Origin of the sequence: Thioalkalivibrio sp. ALE22, assembly GCF_000381445.1 — a bacterium.
Taxonomy (GTDB): Bacteria; Pseudomonadota; Gammaproteobacteria; order Ectothiorhodospirales; family Ectothiorhodospiraceae; genus Thioalkalivibrio.
This window is the reverse complement of sequence record NZ_KB906503.1, coordinates 1-19,708: the sequence shown is the minus strand read 5'-3', so window position 1 is coordinate 19,708 and position 19,708 is coordinate 1. Positions and strand designations below refer to the sequence as shown.

Sequence of the window (19,708 nt, the reverse complement as noted above, 5' to 3'; positions counted from 1 at the left end):
CGGCATATGCCGCGGGCCGCCGGGGCGCCTTCAGCATGAGCACGCCGACCACCGCCCAGCGCCTGGTCGAATGCCTCGAGCAGGAGGGCGTCGAACGCATCTTCGGTCTGCCGGGCGAGGAGAACATGGCCGTTCTCGATGCCCTGGCCGACTCCTCCATCGAATTCGTCACCACGCGCCACGAACAGGGCGCCGCCTTTATGGCCGACGTCCACGGGCGCCTGTCGGGCAAGGCGGGCGTCTGCCTCGCGACCCTGGGTCCCGGCGCCACCAACCTGATCACCGGCGTTGCCGACGCCAATATGGATCACGCGCCGCTGGTCGCGATTGCCGGCCAGGCCAGCACCCACCGCCTGCACAAGGAATCGCATCAGGTCCTCGACCTGAAGGGCCTGTTCCAGCCGATCACCAAGTACAGCTCCAGCGTGGTCGAGCCCGAGATTCTCCCGGAGGTGGTGCGCAAGGCCTTCAAGTGGGCCGAAGGCGGCAAACCCGGGGCCAGCTTCCTCGAACTACCCGAGAACATCGCCTCGCAGCCGTGCCCCAACCCGCCCCTGCCGGTCCACGCCGGCCCGGCGGCCGTGCCGGCCGACGCCTCGCTGGAGGCCGCGGCCCGGTTGCTGAACGAGGCCCACCACCCGCTGATCCTCGCCGGCAACGGTGTGATCCGCTCCGGCGCCAGCGGGGCCCTGGCCACGCTCGCCAGCGCGCTGAACATCCCGGTGGCCAATACCTTCATGGCCAAGGGCGTACTGCCGTTCCGCCACCCGCTGGCGCTCGGCTCGGTCGGGCTGCAGAGCCAGGACTTCGTGAACTTCGGCTTCCACAAGGCCGATGTGATCGTCTGCATCGGCTACGACCTGGTCGAATACCCGCCGAGCTTCTGGCATCCGGACGGCGACCGCACCCTGATCCACATCGATTCGGCCCCGGCCGAGATCGACGGCCACTACAACGTGACGGCCGAGGTCCTCGGGGATTTGACGACCTGTCTGCACCGTCTGGCCGAGCAGGTCAGTCCGCGCGAGGAGACCATCCTGCGCCCGCTGCGCCAGAGCCTGATCGAGGACATGAACGAGCACCGCGACGACACCCAGGTGCCGCTCAAGCCACAGAAGCTGATCTGGGACCTGCGCACCGCGGCGGATCTCGACGCGATCATGATCACCGATGTCGGCGCCCACAAGCTCTGGATGGCGCGCATGTTCCGCTGCGAGCTACCCAACACCTGCCTGATCTCCAACGGCTTCGCCAGCATGGGGATCGCGCTGCCCGGCGCCATCGCCGCGGCCAAGCTCCATCCCGAACGCCAGGTCGTCGCCGTCACCGGCGATGCCGGCTTCCTGATGAACGTGCAGGAGCTGGAGACCGCGGTCCGGCTGGGCCTGAATTTCGTGGTGCTGATCTGGAACGACAACGCCTACGGCCTGATCGAGTGGAAGCAGGTCCGCGAGTACGGGCGCAAGGCCTTCGTCGAATTCGGCAACCCGGATTTCGTCCAGCTGGCCCGCGCCTTCGGCGCCCGCGGCGTTCGTATCGAACCGGGAGACAGCCTCGAAATGGCCCTGCGCGAGGCCCTGGTGGAGCCGGGCGTGACCGTGATCGACTGCCCGGTCGACTACAGCGAGAACATGAAGCTGACGGAACGTTTGGGCGAACTGGTTTGTCCATTCTGAGAACACGGACTTTCCCTCCAGCAGGAGACCTCTCGCGATGACGTCGATCGCGCCCGGCGACCGTCTTGCCACGCCCCCCGGCCCCGAAGGCGAGGCGCAACCGGAAACCGCCATCCCGGAACAACTGAGCTACCAGCACGAACAGGGCAGCCAGCGCCTGCGTCTGCTGAGCTTCAATGCCCAGGTGGGCATCCACTCCTCCCGCCTGCATCACTACGTCACCAACAGCTGGAAGCACGTGCTCCCCTATGGCGGGCGCATGGACAACCTGGACCGGGTCGCGCGGTTCATCTCCGAGTTCGATATCGTCGGCGTGCAGGAACTGGACGGCGGCAGCATCCGCAGCAATTTCGTCGATCTGGCGTCCTATCTCTCCGAGCGCGCGCAGTTCCCGTACACCTACAACCGGATCAACCGGGATCTCGGGCAGTTCGCCAAGCACTCCCTGGCCCTGTTCTCGCGTCTGGAGCCGGACCGGGTCGAGATGCACCGCCTGCCAGGCGCCCTGCCGGGACGCGGCGCGATCGAGGCGCACTACGCGATGGGCGACGGAGACGAACTGGTCCTGTTCCTGCTGCACCTCGCCCTCGGCAAGCGGACCCGCAAGTCCCAGCTGGCCTACGTCGCGGAACACATTCAGGACCTCCCCCACGCGGTGGTCATGGGCGATCTCAACTGCCAGCAGGACAGTGAGGAACTGCGCCAGCTGGTCGCGCGCACCGGCCTGATGGAGCCAATGGCCTGCCCCGCGACCTACCCCGCCTGGGACCCGCGCCTGGTCTTCGACCACATCCTGCTGACCCCCGACCTGCATGTCAGCGACGTGCGCGTCTACAACGTTGCGCTGTCCGACCATCTCCCGGTCGGCATCGAGATCGAACTGCCGCAGCGCCAGGCCCTTCATGATCCAGCGCACTAAACCGTTGCCCGTATACGGGTACGATCCCGGTGGCATGTACCCGTATTCCGCGTTTAAATAGACACGCCTCCTTTCCGGGATTTCCCGATGTCCGACAGCGATCTGCGTAGAACCATCATCGAGCTCGAACGCTCGCTGGACCGGGAACGGGCCCTGCAGGACACGATCCGCCGAGTCGCGCTGCGTTCGCTTGCGGTGGTGTCCGCCAAGGTGCCGGCACTGGAGGGCGCGGTCCGCGACCTGACCCGGGCCATCGAGTCCGACCCCGGCGACACCGCCTGGCTGGACCGCCTGAGCGGCCAGCTCGCTGACGCGGTACGTTCCAGCGACCATCGCCCGGATCTTGCCGAGGGCATCCTCGAGGTGGTGCGCCGCGGCCTGCACGGCTTCGAGTTCCTCGATTCCGAGGTGGACGCCCTGACCCGGGCCGCCGACCGCCGCGACAAGGCGGAGATCGAACGCACCCTCAACCGTCTGTTCACGGTCCTGCACGACAAGTGCCAGAAGGCCATGACCGAGCGCGAGGAGCTCACCGAGGTCGTCGGCGAGATCTGGCACCGCCTCGAGGATGTCGACACCGCCTTGTCCGAGGACGAGGCCCGCGGCGAACGCGCCCGCGAATCCGTGTCCGAGCTGCATGCCGGGATCTCCGGCGATGTCGCCCATATCAAGGGCCGGGTCGTCGACGTCGACGATCTGGCGACCCTGCGCACCGAGGTCAGCCGCGGCCTCGACCGCATGGTGGAACGGGTCACCACCTTTCGCGATGAACAGGAAAGCGAGCTGCTGGCAGCACTGGAGCGCAACCGCGCCCTGCGCTCCAAGGGCCGCAGTCTGGAGGGCCAGGTGCAGGCCCTGCGCACGCGCCTGGAACAGGCCCGCGCCGAGGCCACGCGCGACAGCCTGACCGGCCTGCCCAACCGCACCGCCTTCGAACAGCGCCTGGCCCAGCTCCCGGCGGAACTGAAAAAGGCCGGCGCCGCCTCCCTGCTGGTCTGGGACATCGACCACTTCAAGACCATCAACGACGAGTACGGGCACAGCGCGGGCGACAAGGTCCTGCGGGCGGTCGCCGAGATCCTGGCCGAAGGGGTCCGCGCACCCGACTTCGTCGCGCGCTACGGCGGCGAGGAATTCGTGATGATCCTCTACCGCGAGCCCGCGGCCGCCCATACACAGGCGGACACTATCCGCGAGGCGGTCGATCGCCTGATCGTGCGCGCCGGGAACACCCGGCTGAAGGTCACCATCTCCGCGGGCCTCGCCGGCATCAATCCCGCCGCGCCCCCGGAGTCGATCTTCGACGCGGCCGACCACGCCCTGCTCCAGGCCAAGAAACGCGGGCGCGACCGCATTGAACGCGCCAACGACTGACCGATCCCGGGAGACGCCATGCGCGGCACGCCGCCATCCCATCTGATCTTCGGCGAGGTCTTGTTCGACGGCTTCCCCGACGGCACACGCGTCCTCGGCGGCGCACCCTTTAACGTCGCCTGGAACCTGCATCAGCTGGGTGCCGCCGCCTGCTTCGTGGGCGGCATCGGCGACGACGCCGATGGCCGCCGCGTGCGGGAACGCATGCACCACATCGGGATGGATACACGCGGGCTGTACCAGCACCCCACGGCCCCAACCGGCGAGGTACGCGTCACCCTGGAGCAGGGCGAGCCGAGCTACACCATCGTCCCCAGCCAGGCCTATGACGACGTCCCGGCGGACTGGGCGGAGCAGCTGCCGGCTACGGCCATGCTCCTCTATCACGGGACGCTGGCCCTGCGCACCGGCAATCGCGAGCTGCTGGAACGCCTGCGGGCCCGCTCACGCCAGCGCTTCGTCGACGTGAACCTGCGGACGCCGTGGTACGACACCGATGACGTCCTCGCGCTGATCCGCGGCGCCGACGTGGTGAAGCTGAACACCGACGAGGCCGCGACCCTGGCCCCGGATGTCGCCGAGGCCGAGCGCCCGACCGCGCTGCTCGAACGGGCCGCGATCCGCTCCGCCCTGATCGTCACCCACGGGGCCGGTGGTGCCGCCATCCACGAGCCCGATGGCCAGCACTGGCAGGCACCCGCACCGCCCGTCGACGGGTTCCGCGACGCCGTGGGCGCCGGCGACGCCTTCGCCAGCGTCGCCATCATCGGGCTGCGGAACGCCTGGCCCTGGGCGACCACCCTGGAGCGCGCCCTCCGGTTTGCCGCCTCCGTCTGCACCCTGCAGGGCGCCACCACCGACGACCCGGCCTTCTACCAGCAAGCCACGCGCGAGTGGCCCCGGGCCTGACGACACGCCGGGTCGCCGGGACACAAAGACCGCACGGCGCGGCATATCCCGCGCACGCGGCCCCCTCTACGGTACAGGACAGGGCGATCACCGACGGATCGCCCGTTCGAAAGCCGAAGAGGAGAAATCGTCATGAATCATTCCACCCGCACACACATCAAGAACCTGGCGCTGAGCTTGGTCCTGCCCGTCGCCCTGGCGTTCTCGGCCACGGCAACCGCCGAGCACATCACTCGCATCCACCTGGAACAGCACAACGGCTATTTTGCCGCGGAAGAAACCCTCGCCGACCTGAAGGCGGGTGAGTACGAGTTCGTGGTCACCAACAAGGCTGGCAAGGTCGCCGGTTTCCAGGTCCAGAATCACCGCACCGAGGAAACCCTGGCGATGTTCCCGCTGCAGCCGGGCGAGACTGGATCGGCCCGAGTCACGATCAGCGAGGACGGCTTCCGGTATCGCTGCCCGATCAACCCGACCCCCTGGTACGAACTGGACAACGTCGGCCCCGCCGACGGCTGAGCCGCCAGATATCCGGGCCACACGGAAACCTCCGGTGGCCCGGGGTCCTGCGCGCACGAGGAGACCTTCATGGCCCTGCGACATACCTATTCTTCTGCAGCGGGTTTCAACCCACTGCCGCATATCGACCGCTGGCTGCACCCCTATCGACTGACCACCACCGTGATGATCCGCGGCCGCACCATCCACATTCACTGGACCGACCGGGCGCTCGAAGCCGTGGAAGACCGGGCAACCCCCCTCTACGTCGAGATGCAGTTGTATTTCTCTTGCGTGGTGAAGAAGCGGGTGCTGTTTTACGAGACCCCACCCGCCTCCGATTTCGTCGTGGCCGGCCCTCGGCTCCATGTGCGTGCCCGCACGGTGGAGTCCGATGTCTGCTCACCGGAGGACTTCGCAGCCGGCTATCCCGCCCGCCGCGAACTCTCCAGTGCGGGGGCCCTGCGCATGGTGCCGCGCACCCTCTGGCTGGATTACCAGGGCGGACAGTGGGTCGGCGAGATGGCCGTCGGCGGCCCCTGAATGCAATCCCGGACCCTGGAGCAGGCCTGCCGGACGGCCGAGCCTTACGCCCGCGCGGCGGAACGCCAATACTGATCCATAACCATACGCCCGGGTGTTACCCGAAGAGAGCCCCCCATGGGACAGTCCGGCTGGCTGATGGGCCTGATGGAATTCATGTCGCTGCTGTTCATCTTCGTGGTGGGCAGCGTGATCGCTGCGCTGGCGGTGGTCTATGTAATCGACCGCACCCAGCGGACCCAGGCGATCCGCCGCAACTACCCCGTGATCGGCCGCCTGCGCTACCTCCTGGAACATCTCGGCAAGTTCTTCCGGCAGTACTTCTTTGCGATGGACCGCCAGGAGTTGCCCTTCAACCGCGCGCAACGCAGCTTTGTCTACCGGGCCTCCAAGGACCTGGACACCACCGCAAGCTTCGGGTCCACGCGTGATCTCACGCCGGTCGGGTCGGTGTTCTTTGTCAACTGCCCGTTTCCCACTCTGGCAACCGATGCGGCCAGCAGCGAACCCCTGGTCATCGGGCCACATTGTCCCCATCCCTATGCGGCGCCCTCGCTGTTCAACATCTCGGGCATGAGCTACGGGGCCATCTCCCGGCCCGCGGTGCAGGCCCTTGCAGAGGGTGCCGCCCGCGCGGGCTGCTGGCTTAATACCGGCGAAGGCGGCCTGTCGCCCTACCACCTCGAGGCCCGATGCGACCTCGTGTTCCAGATCGGCACGGCCAAGTACGGGGTGCGGACCCCGGACGGGCGGCTGGATCATGACCGACTAAGAGAGATTGCCACCCTGGCGCCAGTACGCATGTTCGAGATCAAGCTGAGCCAGGGAGCCAAACCCGGCAAGGGCGGGCTGCTGCCGGGACGCAAGGTTACCGAGGAGGTCGCGCGGATTCGCGGCATCCCGATCGGCCTCGACTCTAACAGCCCCAACCGCCATGTCGAAGTCGACAGCGTGCCGGATCTTCTGGACCTGATCGCGGACGTACGCGCGACGACCGGAAAACCCACCGGGATCAAGTTTGTGGTCGGTGCCTACGGCTGGCTGGAAACCCTGTGCCAGGAAATCCTAGACCGCGGCCCCACGGCCGCACCCGATTTCGTAACCGTGGACGGAGCGGACGGCGGCTCCGGGGCGGCCCCCGGGGCCCTGATGGACAGCATGGGACTGCCCCTGCGCGAGAGTCTGCCGATGGTGGTCGACATCCTCGAGCGCTACGCACTGCGCGAGCGCATCCGGGTGATCGCCTCCGGCAAGCTGGTCACGCCCACCGACGTAGGCTGGGCGCTTTGCGTAGGCGCCGATTTCGCGGTGTCCGCGCGCGGCTTTATGTTCGCCCTCGGCTGCATCCAGGCCATGCAGTGCAACAAGGACACCTGCCCCACCGGCATCACCACCCACAATCCCCGCCTTCAGCAGGGCCTGGACCCGACCCACAAGGCCGTGCGCGTCGCCCACTACGTCCGCAACACCATCCACGAAGTCGAGGTAATCGCGCACTCCTGCGGCGTCCACGAACCCCGCGAACTGGAGCGCTTCCACGCCCGCATCATCGCCAGCCACGGGCAGTCCGTCCCACTGGACGCCTTCTACCCCAAACTGACAGAAAGCCTCACGGGCCCCAAGGTGCAGTCCGCTATTTCACACTCCCTACGCCCCCAAGACCCGTAGTAGGAGGCTCCCACCCCCGCACCACACGGGAAGCTCAATCGCTCCGGTCCTCTTAACGTTCGCCGAGGCTCTCGCTGGCAGCGCGCAGCAGCGGTGCCAGGAAATACTCGATGATCCGGCGGTAGCCGGTCTTGATCTCGACGGTGGCCATCATGCCCGGGGCGATGCGCACGCCCTCGCCATGAACGTCCACGGTGTCCTTTTCCAGACGCACACGCACCACGAACACGAGGCCCTGGTGTTCATCCTGTACCGCGTCCTGCGATACGTCCGTGACCACGCCATCGATCGTGCCGTAGCGGGTGTAGGGGAAGGTCTGCAGTTTCACCTCGGCCTCCTGGCCGGCCCGCACGAACCCGATGTCCTTGTTGGGCAGGGTAGCCTCGACTTCCACTGCGCCATCCACGGGGACCACGACCATGAGCGGACTGGCGGGCTCCACGACACCACCCACCGTGTGCACGGCCAGTTGTTCCACGGTTCCATCCACGGGGGCGCGCAAGCGTGTCAGGTCATCCAGACGGCGGGCCTTGATCAGTTCCTGGCGCAGGGTTTCGGCATCCGATCGTGCCCGGTGCAGGGTATCCAGCGCCTCGCGGCGGCTCTCCGCCTGCAGGGCCTTTCGCTGCTCCCGAACCTCATGCAGTGCCGCTTCGGCCTCGGCGAGACGGGCCCGCTGCGCGGCTAGCTGGTGCGTCGTCTCAATGTAGTTCTGTTGCAGCTCCAGCTGCTCGTGCGCGGCGGCCATGCCCTGATCGGACAACTGCCGCAGATCTTCGCTGCGGCGCCGGATAATCGGGATGGTGTTTTCCAGGCTGATCACCATCGCCCGCGTGGCTTCCATCTCCTGCTCGCGGCGCGCGGTTTCCGCATTGAGTTGCTGGATGCGCGCCCGGTAGTGATGGACATGCCCGACCAGCACGCGCTCCTCGATCTGCCGGGCGTCTTCCGGGACGGGGTAGTTGGTGTTCAGGAGCGGGATGCCCGCGTCGGTCTCGAGGGCCTCCAGAAAGGCTTCCGACCGGGCGACTGCCAGACGCGCGGACCGATATTCCACACCCAGGCGTTCCAGATCGGCGCCGGGCAGGGTCGGGTCCAGTTCGACGAGAATTTCTCCCGCCTGCACGCGCTGTCCATCGCGAACGTGGATGGCATGCACGCTGGCGGTTTCGGTCGCCTGAATGGTCTGGGTGCGGCCATCGGGCACCACGCGGCCCTCCGCGACCGCAACGATGTCCATCTGCCCGAGCGTGGCCCAGATCACCGTGAGTACGGCCAAAAGCACGATCACACCCATGATCACCCGAGGTAGCGGGTGGATCGGCGTTTCCTGCAGCGACATCGCTGCGGGAAGGAACTCCTGCTCGTAGGGCTGCCGCCGGGGCGGATCCATTTCCCGGCGACGCGCCCACGCACGCGCGAACACCCGCCGATAGCGGCCGCCAATGTCACCCCAGGCCTGGCGCAGCATCCCCATGGGTCACCTCACTCGCGCTGCAGACTCAGCAGGCCGGCATAGATCCCGCCCGGCCGCTGGGCCAGTTCGTCGTGCGAGCCCGATTCGACAATCTGCCCATGATCCATCGCGATGATGCGGTCGGCCCTGCGCACGGCACTCAGGCGGTGGGCGATGATGATGACCGTCCGCCCGCGAGCAATCCGCTCCATATTCTGCTGGATGACCCGTTCCGACTCGTAGTCCAGTGCGCTGGTGGCCTCGTCGAAGATCAGGATGCGCGGGTCATTCATCAGCGCACGGGCAATCGCGATCCGCTGGCGCTGCCCGCCGGAGAGGCTCGAGCCGTGCTCGCCAACCGTTGTGTCGTATCCCTCTGGTGTTTCCAGAATGAAGTCATGTGCGCCCGCCAGCCGGGCGGCGGTCATCACCTGCTCCAGCGGGGCGCCGGGGCTGGCCAGGGCGATGTTCTCGCGAATGCTGCGATTGAACAGCATGTTTTCCTGTTGCACGACCCCGACCTGCCGGCGCAGCGAACTGATCTCGGCGACCGCGAGATCGGTGCCATCGACCAGAACACGCCCGCGCTCCGGGACATGCATGCGGGCAATCAGCTTCGCCAGCGTACTCTTGCCGGAACCCGAACGTCCGACCACGCCAATTACCTGGCCAGGGGGGATCTCCAGGCTCACACCGCGCAGGACCTCGGGCCCGTCGGGACGATAGCGGAAATGCACCTGGTCGAACTCGATCCTTCCCTCCAGTCGCGGCAGGCTGCTGCGGTTGGCAAAGGAGGACTCCGTGGGCGCATTGAGGATGTCGCCCAGACGCTGCATGGAAATCCCGACCTGCTGGAAGTCCGTCCACATATTGGCCAGGCGCATGATCGGCTGGGCGACCCGAGCGGCCAGCATGTTGAAGGCAATCAGCTGACCCACGGTCAGGTCTCCCTCGATCACCAGACGCGCACCCAGCCACAGCGTGCCCACGGTCACCAGTTTGCCCACCAGCGAGATCAACTCGCGCGCGATGGTCGAAAGACGGGTCGTGCGAAGTCCGGCGGATACATAGCCGGACAGCTGTTCATCCCACTTCTTGGTGGTCTGCGGCTCCACCGCCATCGACTTGAGCGTGTCGATGCCGTTGATGCTCTCGACCAGAAAGGCCTGATTCTCCGCCCCGCGGTTGAACTTCTCGTGCAGGCGCGCCCGCAGCGGCGGCGTGATCAGCACGGAGATCAGCACGTACAGGGGCAGCGAGGCGAGGACGATCAGCGTCAGCCAGCCGCTGTAAAACAGCATGACCGCGATGAAGACCACGGAGAAGAACAGATCGAGCAATAACGTGAGCGCGTTGCCCGTCAGGAACTCGCGGATGTTCTCCAGCTCCCGCACGCGCGCCACCGAATCGCCCACACGCCGCGATTCGAAATACCCCATGGGGAGGTTGATCAGGTGCCGGAACAGACTGGCCCCAAGCTCGACGTCGATGCGACTGGCCGTGTGCGCCAGCACATAGCTGCGCAGGCCGGACAGCACCACCTCGAACACCATGACCGCCAGCAACCCGATGGCCAAGACGTCCAGCGTGGTCAGGCTGCGGTGCACCAGCACCTTGTCCATCACCACCTGGAAGAACAGGGGTGTGACCAATGCGAAGATCTGCAGGAAGAACGAGGCCAGCAGCACCTCGCCCAGCAGCTTTCGGTGCTTGACCAGCGCGGGCACAAACCAGGTGAAGTCGAACTTGCCAAGCTCGGCCGTCAGCGAGGCCCGCGAGGTGAACAGGATCAGATCCCCCGTCCACAGTTCTTCCAGCGCCTCGCGCGTGATGCGTTCGGCGCGCCCACGACCGGGGTGCTGGACCAACACGTCCTGTTCCCCGGCGCGCGCCAGCACAAAGAAGCGCCCGTCCACGGCGTGCGCGATCGCGGGCAGCGGCGTGCGATCGAGGCGCGAAAGCGTGGTCCGCACCCGCTTGGCCTTCAGGCCGAGGTGCCGGGCACCGCACAGGATGTGGTCGCCATCGAACGGCTGGCCATCCGGCGCGAACTCGTGGCGCAGCTGTGCCGGGTTGGCGGCCACGCCGTGATACTGCGCCAGCATCGCGAGCGCGGTCAGTCCCGTATCGATGGCCCCGTTCTCGCTGTGCGAGTCCGTGGCCGCCTTCCCTGGCGAATCCATGCTGCCTCACTGTTATGCCAACGGCATCCTGGCGCTGGCATGCAAAAAGCGGCGGCCCCGTGTCGCGGGCCGCCGGATGTCCTGTGTAGAAAGTGGGCCGGCGCGTAAGCGCCGCCCCCCCACGAAGGGCTACTCGGTCACTGCCATGCGGATGCGACGACGGGCTGTAGCTGCTCCCGGTACGCCTCGGGAATACGGCTCTCGTCGGCCCCCGGCGGGTCGAATGCCGCCATGGCCTGCACCAGGTTATTCACCTCTGATGCCGTCAGGACCTCGCCACTCGAAAGCTCGACCTGATCCAGGGTCTCGCCCTGCGGCCCGAACCACGAGTCGACCGTGATGCGATCGTCCGTGCCGATAACCTCCACCGACAGATCGCGGCCATCCTGCCGGAACCAGAGTTGGTCCGCCGCGATATCCTCGCCCAGGAGCAGCGTGTCCTCGCCCGGGTCGCGGGCGCGCTCCACAATGCGGTCGTGGCCATCGCCGCGTTCGAAGAAGTAGGTATCGCTCCCGGCACCCCCGTACAGGACATTGTTGCCGCGACCGCCGTGGATGAAGTTGTCGCCGCCTTCACCGCGCAGCACGTTATCGCCGTCATTGCCGATCAGGACGTTGTCGAGCTCGTTGCCCCAACCGCGATAATCGCCATCCCCGATCAGCGTGAGATTCTCGACATGATCGGGCAGGCGAAAGTGGGTCTCCGCCTTCACCGTATCCGTGCCGCCATTCTCCTGGGCAATCACCTTGGTGCCCGGATTGCTCACCACATAGGTGTTGTCCCCGTCACCGCCATACAGGAAGTTGGCGGAGCGCCCGCCCCCGATCAGCACGTTGTTGCCGCTCACGCCATAGAGGTGACTGGGGCGCTCGGTGCCGATGATGATGTTGTCTTCATCGTTGCCACGCCCGACCCGGGCGTCTCCGACCAGCGTCAGGTTCTCCACGTTGTCCGGCAGGGTGTAGTCGAACGGGCTGATCACCGTGTCCGTGCCCTGGTTCGGCTTCTCGATGACCACGTCCTCCTCGCTGTTGAGGATGTAGGTGTTGTCACCGCGGCCGCCGGCCATCACGTTCGCGCCGGCCACACCGTTGAGGACATTGTCGCCGTTGTTGCCCTGGAGGTAGTTGTCCAGCACGTTGCCGGTGCCGTCGATGTCGGACGAGCCGGTGAGGATCAGGTCCTCGACGTTGTCGGGCAGGGTGTAGGTGACCGAGGAGCGGATGGTGTCGTGGCCCTCGCCGGGCTGCTCGATCACCACGTCGTCTTCGCTGTTGACCACGTAAATGTCGTCGCCCGCGCCGCCGATCATGATGTTGGCACCGGCGCGGCCGTCGATGTAGTTGTCGCCCTCCACGCCGTTCAGCACGTTGTCGCCGGTGTTGCCGATTATCACGTTGTCGAGTTCGTTGCCCGTGCCATCGAGATCCCCGCTGCCCATCAGCGTCAGGTTGTCCACGTTCTCTGGCAGGGCATAGTCGATGTAGGAGTGGACGGTGTCGTTACCCTCGCCGGGTTTTTCGATCACCACGTCATCGTCGCTGCGTACCACGTAGGTATCATCGCCCGCGCCACCGATCATGATGTTGGCGCCGCCACGGCCGTCGATGTAGTTGTTGCCCTCGACCCCGTTCAGGACGTTGTCGCCGGTGTTGCCGATGAGTTCGTTGTTCAGCTCGTTGCCGGTCCCGTGAAGATCCTCGCTGCCCTGCAGGTGCAGGTTCTCCACGTTATCCGGCAGGACGTAGTCGATATGCGACTCGACCGTGTCGTTGCCTTCGCCGGGCTTCTCGATCACCACGTCATCGGCGCTGTGCACCACGTAGGTGTTGTTGCCGCGGCCGCCGATCATGGTGTTGGCACCCGCCACCCCGTCGAGCCGGTTGTTGCCGGAGTTGCCAATCAAAACATTGTCCAGCTCGTTGCCGGTGGCACTGATCCCGCTGCGGCCCAGCAGCGTCAGGTTGTGCAGGTTGTCGGACAGGGTGAACGACACATGCGACTGCACCGTGTTGGTGCCATCCCCCGATTCCGCGATCACCTGATCATCCCGATGCCGCACCACGAACAGGTTGTCGCCGTCGCCGCCCACCAGGACGTCGGCATCCCGGCCGCCGTGCAGCCAGTTGTCGCCGGTCCCGCCGGTCAGGATGTTCTCGCCCTCGTTGCCGACCAGGATGGCGTTCTCCTCCCCGCCGGTCAGCTCGTCACCCTCGGTCGAGCCGAGCTGCAACGCGGACAGATCGAAGCTATGACCATCGGCGAAACGAAGGGTGTTGATCCGGTGGCGCTCGGAATCGGCGCTACCAAACCAGTTTTCGATGGTGACACTGTCGCGGCCGTTGCTGTGCGCCAGCACCAGCGAACTGCCCTCCGCACGGATGTCCAGATCGCCGGCGCGGATCTCCGGGCCGAACTCCAGCACGCTATGACCCTCATCGCCATGCATTTCGATGATGGTGTTATGACCCTGGCCCACATCGAAGCGGTAGGTGTTGTTACCAGAGCCGCCGTAGAGGATGTCGTCGCCCGAGCCCGCCTGCAGCACGTCGTCGCCATCACCGCCCAGCACCCAGTCGCCACCGGAGCCGGCGGTAAGCTCCACCCCGTCGTTGCTCGCGAACACAATTTCGGACGCGGCCGTGCCTTCGCCGTCGGTGCGCACCCCGTCCCAGCCGAAGTCGGCCAGGGCCTCCAGCACGGCCGGGTCATCACCGGCCTGTGCGAGCCAGTCGCGCAGCAGGCCATGGCTGTCGAAGCCCATGGGTGAGAGCTGTTCGCCGATGGCACGCTGCAGTTCCAGAAGATCCGCCACGCCACGGGCCGGGTCGGCATCGAACTGCTGGTTCAGGGCCTCCGTGGTGCCCGCGAAGTCGATACGGATGCCGTCTTCATCGAAGACCAGGTCCATCCCTTCCAGATAGGGCGCCAGGTGGGTCTGGCGCATCATCTGTGCATACATGGTGGTCTGCAGGATGTCGAAGGCCGCACGCAGCTCCCCCGAGGCCATGACCCTCGGGTTTGGACTCCCGTGCTGACGGAACTCCCGCCCCAGGAAGGCCTCCAGTGTGGCGACCTTGCGCCCGTCGATATGGGATCCCCGGCCCTCCGGGTCCACGTCACTGACGCCCGCCCACTCGTACAGCAGGCTCTCCATGCGGGCTTCGCGCGCCTTCACGTCGGTTTCGGCCATAAAGGCCTCAACCTCCCCGCGCAACTGTCCGCTCTCGTCCCGCACCAGCGCCTGATGCAGGTCATGCACCTCGCCATAGCCCATCAGGTCGGGCAGGATGGCGATGGCCTCTGGCACGCCCAGGCGCTCACGCGCCTCGGTGATGGCCGTATCCTGGATGAACCACACGTCCGTCGCCTCGCCTTCGCGGCCGTCGGCCCACTCGAACCGCCCGATCTGACGGTGCTCGTTGCCGTGCTCGTCCACGTAGGTGGAGTTGGTGTAACCGAGGTCGATGGAGCCGATGCCGACTTCGTCGAGGGTCAGCAGCTCGCCCTCGTCGACCACACCGTTACCGTTCGCGTCCTGCCACAGGCGCAGTTCACCCCAGGCCTCGTCGCCCGGGTCGATGCGGCCGTTGCCATTGGTGTCGTGGATCGCCAGCGCCTCGAAGCCATTCATGGCTGTCACGCCTTCCTCAATCTCGCTGGCGTTACCGAACAGCTCGCTGCCGGTCTCGATCTCCTCGTTCCCGGTCAGGTCCATCGCTAGCAGCGCATCCTCCGGCCCCACCCAGCCGGTCGCCTGCGCAAATCCGTCCCCGTTATGGTCGAACTGCACCCCGGCATCCAGACCCAGCGTGGAAATGCCGTTGCCGTCCAGATCCAGGATGATGGGAGAGGCGTGGGACTCGCCGCGGTTGAAGAAGTCGCGCACGTCGTCGATGAAGGCATCGGTCCAGAAAAAGCCCCAGGCAGACCGGATCATATCCCGAACCGCATCGGCCGCAGCCTGGGCCCAGTCCACCGAATCGTCCCACGTATCGGCCACCGCCTCTTTCGTGCCCTCAAAGACACCCGCAACGCTTTCCGTGACGCTATCCCACTGATTCCCGAACCACTCGGTCGCGGCGTCAGTCTGATCATTGATCGAATTCAGATTATCACGCAGCCAATCGGTGACCCGCTCGTCTTTCAACCATTCCCCTGCAAAATGCCCAGCAATAGCACCTGCCGTCGCGGCAATGGCAGCTGTAGCTGCCGCAGGGAATACTGCGGCTAACACAACACCCGTGCCGGCGGAGACAGCCACCCCAACTGCGATGCTCGCCGCAACCTTGGCGACCTTTGACGAGTCGCCTTCCGCTGCAGCTATCCCAAGATGCATGATACTCAAAGCGCCGGCCCGCGTGTTCGAAAACGCTTTGAATGATTTCAGATCATCGTTTGACATTCCCCCAAATTTCTTCCCAACGTCTTGAAGGGAACTAAGAAATATATCGCTTGCCGATGATATGGCACTAACGACATCGGTTCCGCTTGGCGAAGAATCATCAGACTCATCAGGTGGATTAGGGGTGACAACAATATTTAACACCCCTTCATCATCATAATACCAAAGCCTATCATCATGATCTGACATACTGTTTACCTCCCTGTAAAGCGTGTATCCGGACCACGCAGAGCGCGGACCACGACATCACGAAAAAACACAAGATGCTGGCCAAGTATTGCACCGATAAAACCGTACATTGGGACCCAATAAATCATTACCATGAAAGGGATCTCTTGCATGCTCGAGAGGCCGATCTTGTCAGCGGAATGGGTCACATCAGAAGAAAACGCATATAGCCCGATATAGACGATCACTAGCATCGGGACCCAACCGAATAGCAAGCCAAATACCATCTTGGGGGAAATGCCGTCATCAAGAATCTTTATTATCCCGGCGACCACCATTCGGCGATGATTAAAGAACAGAAATGAAGCCGCAACCACAACCGAATAAGCAAATCCGATGGCGAAAATATACGGCATCTGGTCTCTGAGACTAAAATTGAAATTGGTACGTCCTTGGGCTGCAGGAACATTGGCAAGCAACCAGTCGGCCGGGATACTCAGCCAAGGGGGCGGGTTATTCACGTCCATGTGATACAGGACGTACCACAGCAAAACCTTCGCCAGCACAGCAACACCCACCAATCCCCATCGCAGACGACACCATCGGCGATCTTGGTCGTCGGTAGACCCGGGCACACCCTCCAACCAATCAATGATGTATTGCTTCATGCCCATGCCACGCGCTCTACGGCAGGAGACAGCACCGCGAGGCCTTGAAAAACTCCAAAGGGAAGACCGAATGTCTGGCGCGAACCTTCGAGGGAAAACCAAACAGTTCGCCCTATGGGCCGCACCCGGTAAAGACGCAGAACCCCTTCCTTCGAGCTGCGCCGAGCGGCCCAACAAGCAATTCCTAGACCCGCGGGCGCTCGGCGATCTGCGAGCAAATCAGGCATCCGTCTCATGGAAATTGCGTGGCTGATCTGTTGCGACACGTTGCTCACCCTTTACGGTCTGACGCGGAATGATGGATCGGGGAGATCGATGTTCTCTCCGTCGGCAAGACGCACGGCGTGCAGGCTGTGGCGCTTGGGGTGGATGGAGCCAAACCAGTTCTGGATGCGGATGCTGTCCTCGCCGTTGCGGTGGGCGAGGATCAGTGCGTGGCCTTCCATCTGGATATCGAGGTCTTCGGCGCGAACACCCGGAGCCACTTCGATCACGCTACGGCCGCGGTCTCCGTACATCTCGATCAGGGTGTTGTGGCCGCTGCCGACGCCGAACCGGTAGGTATTGTTGCCGGCTCCGCCGTACAGGAGGTCATCACCGGGTCCGGGATGCAGGGTGTCGTCGCCCTCCCCGCCGAGCAGCCAGTCGCCGCTGGGTCCGGCCTTCAGCGATGCGCCACCCTCATGCGCCATCACGATCTCGCGCACCGCCGTGCCCTGGCCGTCCATGCGCACCGCATCCCAGCCCAGCGCCATTAGCTCTCTCTGTAGAGCAGGGTCGTTCCCGGCCTCGAGCAGCCAGTCGCGCATCAGGCGGTAGGGATCGAAGCCCATTGCCCGCAGGCGCTCGCCGCCAGCCCGTTCAAACTCGAACAGGTCGGTCAGCCCCCGGGCCGAGTCACGCGCGAAGGTTTCCTGCAGGTTGCTTGTTGTGTCGGAGAAGTCGAAGCCGAGACCGGATGCGTTCACGCGAAAGGCGATCGCATCGAAATAGGGCGCCAAGTGCGTTTGCCGCATGAGCTGGCTGTACATCTCGGTTTTCAGGATGTCGAAGGCCTTGTGCAGCTCAGCGGCACCGCCGGGGCGCGGATTCGGGCTCCCCTGCTGGCGGAAATCCCGCTCCAGAAAGGCCTCCAGCGTGGCCAGCTTGCGGCCATCGATGTTGGGCCCGCGGCCTTCCGGGTCGACGTCGGCGGCGCCGGCCCACTCGAACAGCAAGTCCTTCATGCGTGCGCGACGAGCCTGCACGTCGAGCTCGTCTTGAAAGGCGTCGAGGTGTTCGCGCAACCGCCCGTTCTCGTCATACTCCAGGGCTTTGCGAAGATCCGGCACGCGACCATAGCCTTGGAGATCCGGCTCGGATCCGGCGGACTCCAGAAGGTCCCGACCAGAATGATCGCTAAAGGACGACGAATCCGGCTGCCGTTGAGAATCCCCGGATGCAGGTTCCGGCGAGCCGTCACTCGAGGACCGCCCCATCGAGAATGAGCGGCCCGTGGCTGCGAAGTATCCTCGCTCGAACCCGTCGGCAAACTCGACCGCAAACTGGTTTATGCCGTTGCGAACATCGGGCACGTACGCGTACCCGGCACCCAGTCCGGCCAGCACCAGCAATACGGTAACCAGGGCCGGCTTCATGCGATCGCCTTCCGGGTGACCCGGGCAGTAACAGCCCAGTTCACGTGCGCAGGGGTCGATTGCGAGGGGCACCGGCCGAAGCTGCAGGACCAAGAAGCCTCAGGTCGGTCGTACGCGAGACACCCGAACTCACTAGGGCCTGCCCATGGAATGCTGGCAGGGCCTCCGCAGCCGGGTCCTTCTCGAAGTGTGGACGCGCCAATCCGTGGCGAGGTCATGGACAATCCCTTTCCATGAATAAGGCTGCGGATGCTGAATGGGCTTTGGATCCGTGTCAAGGCAAGCCAAATGAGCGCCTGGCTCGCGCACAAGCCGCCGCTGCTTCAGGTGGTGGCGGGCTCTGGCTGGACCCGTTCTGTCCGGTTACGCCCGTGGTCCTTGACCTGGTAGAGCGCCTGGTCGGCGCGGGTAAGGGCCTCGCGCAGGTGGTTCTACTCCAGGCTGATCGCCGGATGCGGCAAAAGGGGCAAGTCTGAACATCCCGTTCAGGCACCGTCATCGTCAACTACCCCTGTTTCGCCGCGCACCCCACTCCAGCCAAATAGCACAGTGCGACTTACCGCCTACGCGATGTGTTTTCCTCAGGAAGGTTGGTGGCCTATATTTTCTATAGAAATACCCGTTCTTGCCCTGGGAGGGCCATATGGAACAAATGGCAAACGCGGAGCAGCGCAAGGTGGTACTCACCAGGGCCGTCGCGCAGGCCGCGGCACGGCTCGGGATGAAACAGTCGGAACTGGCTCGGGCCCTGGGGCTGAGCCCCGCTACAATCAGCCGCATGTACGCCGGTGATTATTTCCTGGACGAGCGCACCAAGCATTGGGAGATCGCGGCCCTGCTGGTCCGTCTCTACCGTGGACTTGACGCCATTACGGCCGGCGACGAGCGCTCCCTTCGGGCCTGGATGCACAACCCCAATACCGACCTGCACGATGTTCCGGGAGATCTGGTGAGCAATGTGGCGGGGCTGGCTCGCGTAGTCGAGTATGTGGACGCACACCGCGCTCGCATCTGAAGCCGCGCCTGCGAACGGCGAGGGTTGGCGGGTGGTGGAGCATCAGTACACCGTGTCCACCCGGAAGCTCGTGAATACCCGGGACGAGCAGGAAGTGCTGGAGGCGATCCTGGAGGAGACCAAGCCCGCCTTTCCCGCCGATACGGCACATCTGCATTACCTCCTCAAGACGCCGTTCCGCTATCCGCCATCACCGTTCGGTTCCCGGTTCCGCCGGCCACAGGAGGGGGAGGGTGTCTTCTACTGTGCCGAAGCTGTCCGCACTGGACTGGCCGAGTTCAGCTACTGGCGGCGGCACTTTTTCGAGTCGTCCCCGGGTACACCGTTACCTGACGCCCACGAATCGCTCACGGTCTTCAGCGTCGCCTGGCTAGTAGTGTGCTGAGTTGTGTGCAGAAGCTGGCAGGAGGTGAGCGGCCATGGTATTCGGGTTGGTTAGCGACCACCTGAACCCCTCAAGGAGGGCGAGACCATGACCACTCACAAGAGCCAGGCTACTGCGGATCGCACGTCACTGCGAGCGTTATTGGGGACAGACGAGGAACTGATGCGCACGCTGGTGCGCGAGGCGGTCCAGCAGGTTCTGGA

At 64.9% G+C, this 19,708-nt stretch carries 14 protein-coding genes; 9 read left to right on the top strand and 5 right to left on the bottom strand.

Annotation, left to right across the window (positions count from 1 at the left end; translation table 11 throughout):
• Positions 1-35: 35 nt before the first annotated feature.
• The 7 genes from F793_RS0106235 (at position 36) to F793_RS0106205 (ending at position 7,587) form a co-directional block, all read left to right on the top strand.
• Positions 36-1,676: an acetolactate synthase large subunit gene (locus F793_RS0106235; protein ID WP_018867698.1), complete on the top strand. Its 1,641-nt coding sequence runs from the start codon at positions 36-38 to the stop codon at positions 1,674-1,676.
• A gap of 37 nt (positions 1,677-1,713) precedes the next feature.
• A complete protein-coding gene (locus F793_RS0106230; protein ID WP_018881769.1) occupies positions 1,714-2,595 on the top strand; it encodes an endonuclease/exonuclease/phosphatase family protein in 882 nt (293 codons plus the stop codon).
• An 87-nt stretch (positions 2,596-2,682) separates the two neighbouring features.
• Entirely contained in the window at positions 2,683-3,969 is a 1,287-nt protein-coding gene (locus F793_RS0106225; RefSeq protein ID WP_018881770.1) for a GGDEF domain-containing protein, read from the top strand.
• An 18-nt stretch (positions 3,970-3,987) separates the two neighbouring features.
• The gene (locus F793_RS0106220; protein ID WP_018881771.1) at positions 3,988-4,878 is read left to right on the top strand and encodes a PfkB family carbohydrate kinase; all 891 of its coding nucleotides are present in this window, start codon (positions 3,988-3,990) and stop codon (positions 4,876-4,878) included.
• 132 nt (positions 4,879-5,010) lie between these two features.
• Positions 5,011-5,397 (top strand): hypothetical protein, encoded by a 387-nt coding sequence (locus tag F793_RS0106215; RefSeq protein ID WP_018881772.1) that lies wholly within the window; start codon positions 5,011-5,013, stop codon positions 5,395-5,397.
• Positions 5,398-5,466: 69 nt separating this feature from the next.
• Positions 5,467-5,919, top strand: coding sequence for a hypothetical protein (locus tag F793_RS0106210; protein WP_018881773.1), 453 nt, complete (start codon positions 5,467-5,469; stop codon positions 5,917-5,919).
• Positions 5,920-6,036: 117 nt separating this feature from the next.
• Positions 6,037-7,587 (top strand): FMN-binding glutamate synthase family protein, encoded by a 1,551-nt coding sequence (locus tag F793_RS0106205; protein ID WP_018881774.1) that lies wholly within the window; start codon positions 6,037-6,039, stop codon positions 7,585-7,587.
• A gap of 52 nt (positions 7,588-7,639) precedes the next feature.
• Here the strand turns inward: F793_RS0106205 and F793_RS0106200 are convergent, their stop codons facing one another.
• From F793_RS0106200 to F793_RS0106180, 5 genes are all read right to left on the bottom strand, one after another.
• Positions 7,640-9,064 carry an HlyD family type I secretion periplasmic adaptor subunit gene (locus F793_RS0106200; protein ID WP_018878188.1) on the bottom strand — a complete coding sequence of 475 codons (1,425 nt, stop codon included), beginning with the start codon at positions 9,062-9,064 and terminating at the stop codon, positions 7,640-7,642.
• 8 nt (positions 9,065-9,072) lie between these two features.
• Positions 9,073-11,226, bottom strand: coding sequence for a type I secretion system permease/ATPase (locus F793_RS0106195; protein WP_018881775.1), 2,154 nt, complete (start codon positions 11,224-11,226; stop codon positions 9,073-9,075).
• A 137-nt stretch (positions 11,227-11,363) separates the two neighbouring features.
• Positions 11,364-15,377, bottom strand: coding sequence for a calcium-binding protein (locus F793_RS0106190; protein WP_018881776.1), 4,014 nt, complete (start codon positions 15,375-15,377; stop codon positions 11,364-11,366).
• A 449-nt stretch (positions 15,378-15,826) separates the two neighbouring features.
• A complete protein-coding gene (locus F793_RS0106185) occupies positions 15,827-16,474 on the bottom strand; it encodes a hypothetical protein (protein WP_026280822.1) in 648 nt (215 codons plus the stop codon).
• Between the two features lie 272 nt (positions 16,475-16,746).
• On the bottom strand, positions 16,747-18,105 hold the full coding sequence (locus F793_RS0106180) for a calcium-binding protein (RefSeq protein WP_018881778.1): 1,359 nt from the start codon (positions 18,103-18,105) through the stop codon (positions 16,747-16,749).
• Between the two features lie 643 nt (positions 18,106-18,748).
• Here F793_RS0106180 and F793_RS0106175 point away from each other — a divergent pair.
• Together F793_RS0106175 and F793_RS13355 are read left to right on the top strand one after the other, a co-directional pair.
• On the top strand, positions 18,749-19,120 hold the full coding sequence (locus tag F793_RS0106175) for an antitoxin Xre/MbcA/ParS toxin-binding domain-containing protein (protein ID WP_026280458.1): 372 nt from the start codon (positions 18,749-18,751) through the stop codon (positions 19,118-19,120).
• A gap of 52 nt (positions 19,121-19,172) precedes the next feature.
• Positions 19,173-19,505 carry an RES family NAD+ phosphorylase gene (locus F793_RS13355; RefSeq protein WP_231368876.1) on the top strand — a complete coding sequence of 111 codons (333 nt, stop codon included), beginning with the start codon at positions 19,173-19,175 and terminating at the stop codon, positions 19,503-19,505.
• Positions 19,506-19,708 lie beyond the last annotated feature (203 nt).

Bases quoted from the DNA above. Each gene is read 5' to 3' on its own strand.
- F793_RS0106235 (WP_018867698.1), top strand. From the start codon at position 36: ATGAGCACGCCGACCACCGCCCAGCGCCTGGTCGAATGCCTCGAGCAG.
- F793_RS0106230 (WP_018881769.1), top strand. From the start codon at position 1,714: ATGACGTCGATCGCGCCCGGCGACCGTCTTGCCACGCCCCCCGGCCCC.
- F793_RS0106225 (WP_018881770.1), top strand. From the start codon at position 2,683: ATGTCCGACAGCGATCTGCGTAGAACCATCATCGAGCTCGAACGCTCG.
- F793_RS0106220 (WP_018881771.1), top strand. From the start codon at position 3,988: ATGCGCGGCACGCCGCCATCCCATCTGATCTTCGGCGAGGTCTTGTTC.
- F793_RS0106215 (WP_018881772.1), top strand. From the start codon at position 5,011: ATGAATCATTCCACCCGCACACACATCAAGAACCTGGCGCTGAGCTTG.
- F793_RS0106210 (WP_018881773.1), top strand. From the start codon at position 5,467: ATGGCCCTGCGACATACCTATTCTTCTGCAGCGGGTTTCAACCCACTG.
- F793_RS0106205 (WP_018881774.1), top strand. From the start codon at position 6,037: ATGGGACAGTCCGGCTGGCTGATGGGCCTGATGGAATTCATGTCGCTG.
- F793_RS0106200 (WP_018878188.1), bottom strand. From the start codon at position 9,064: ATGGGGATGCTGCGCCAGGCCTGGGGTGACATTGGCGGCCGCTATCGG.
- F793_RS0106195 (WP_018881775.1), bottom strand. From the start codon at position 11,226: ATGGATTCGCCAGGGAAGGCGGCCACGGACTCGCACAGCGAGAACGGG.
- F793_RS0106185 (WP_026280822.1), bottom strand. From the start codon at position 16,474: ATGGGCATGAAGCAATACATCATTGATTGGTTGGAGGGTGTGCCCGGG.
- F793_RS0106180 (WP_018881778.1), bottom strand. From the start codon at position 18,105: ATGAAGCCGGCCCTGGTTACCGTATTGCTGGTGCTGGCCGGACTGGGT.
- F793_RS0106175 (WP_026280458.1), top strand. From the start codon at position 18,749: ATGGAACAAATGGCAAACGCGGAGCAGCGCAAGGTGGTACTCACCAGG.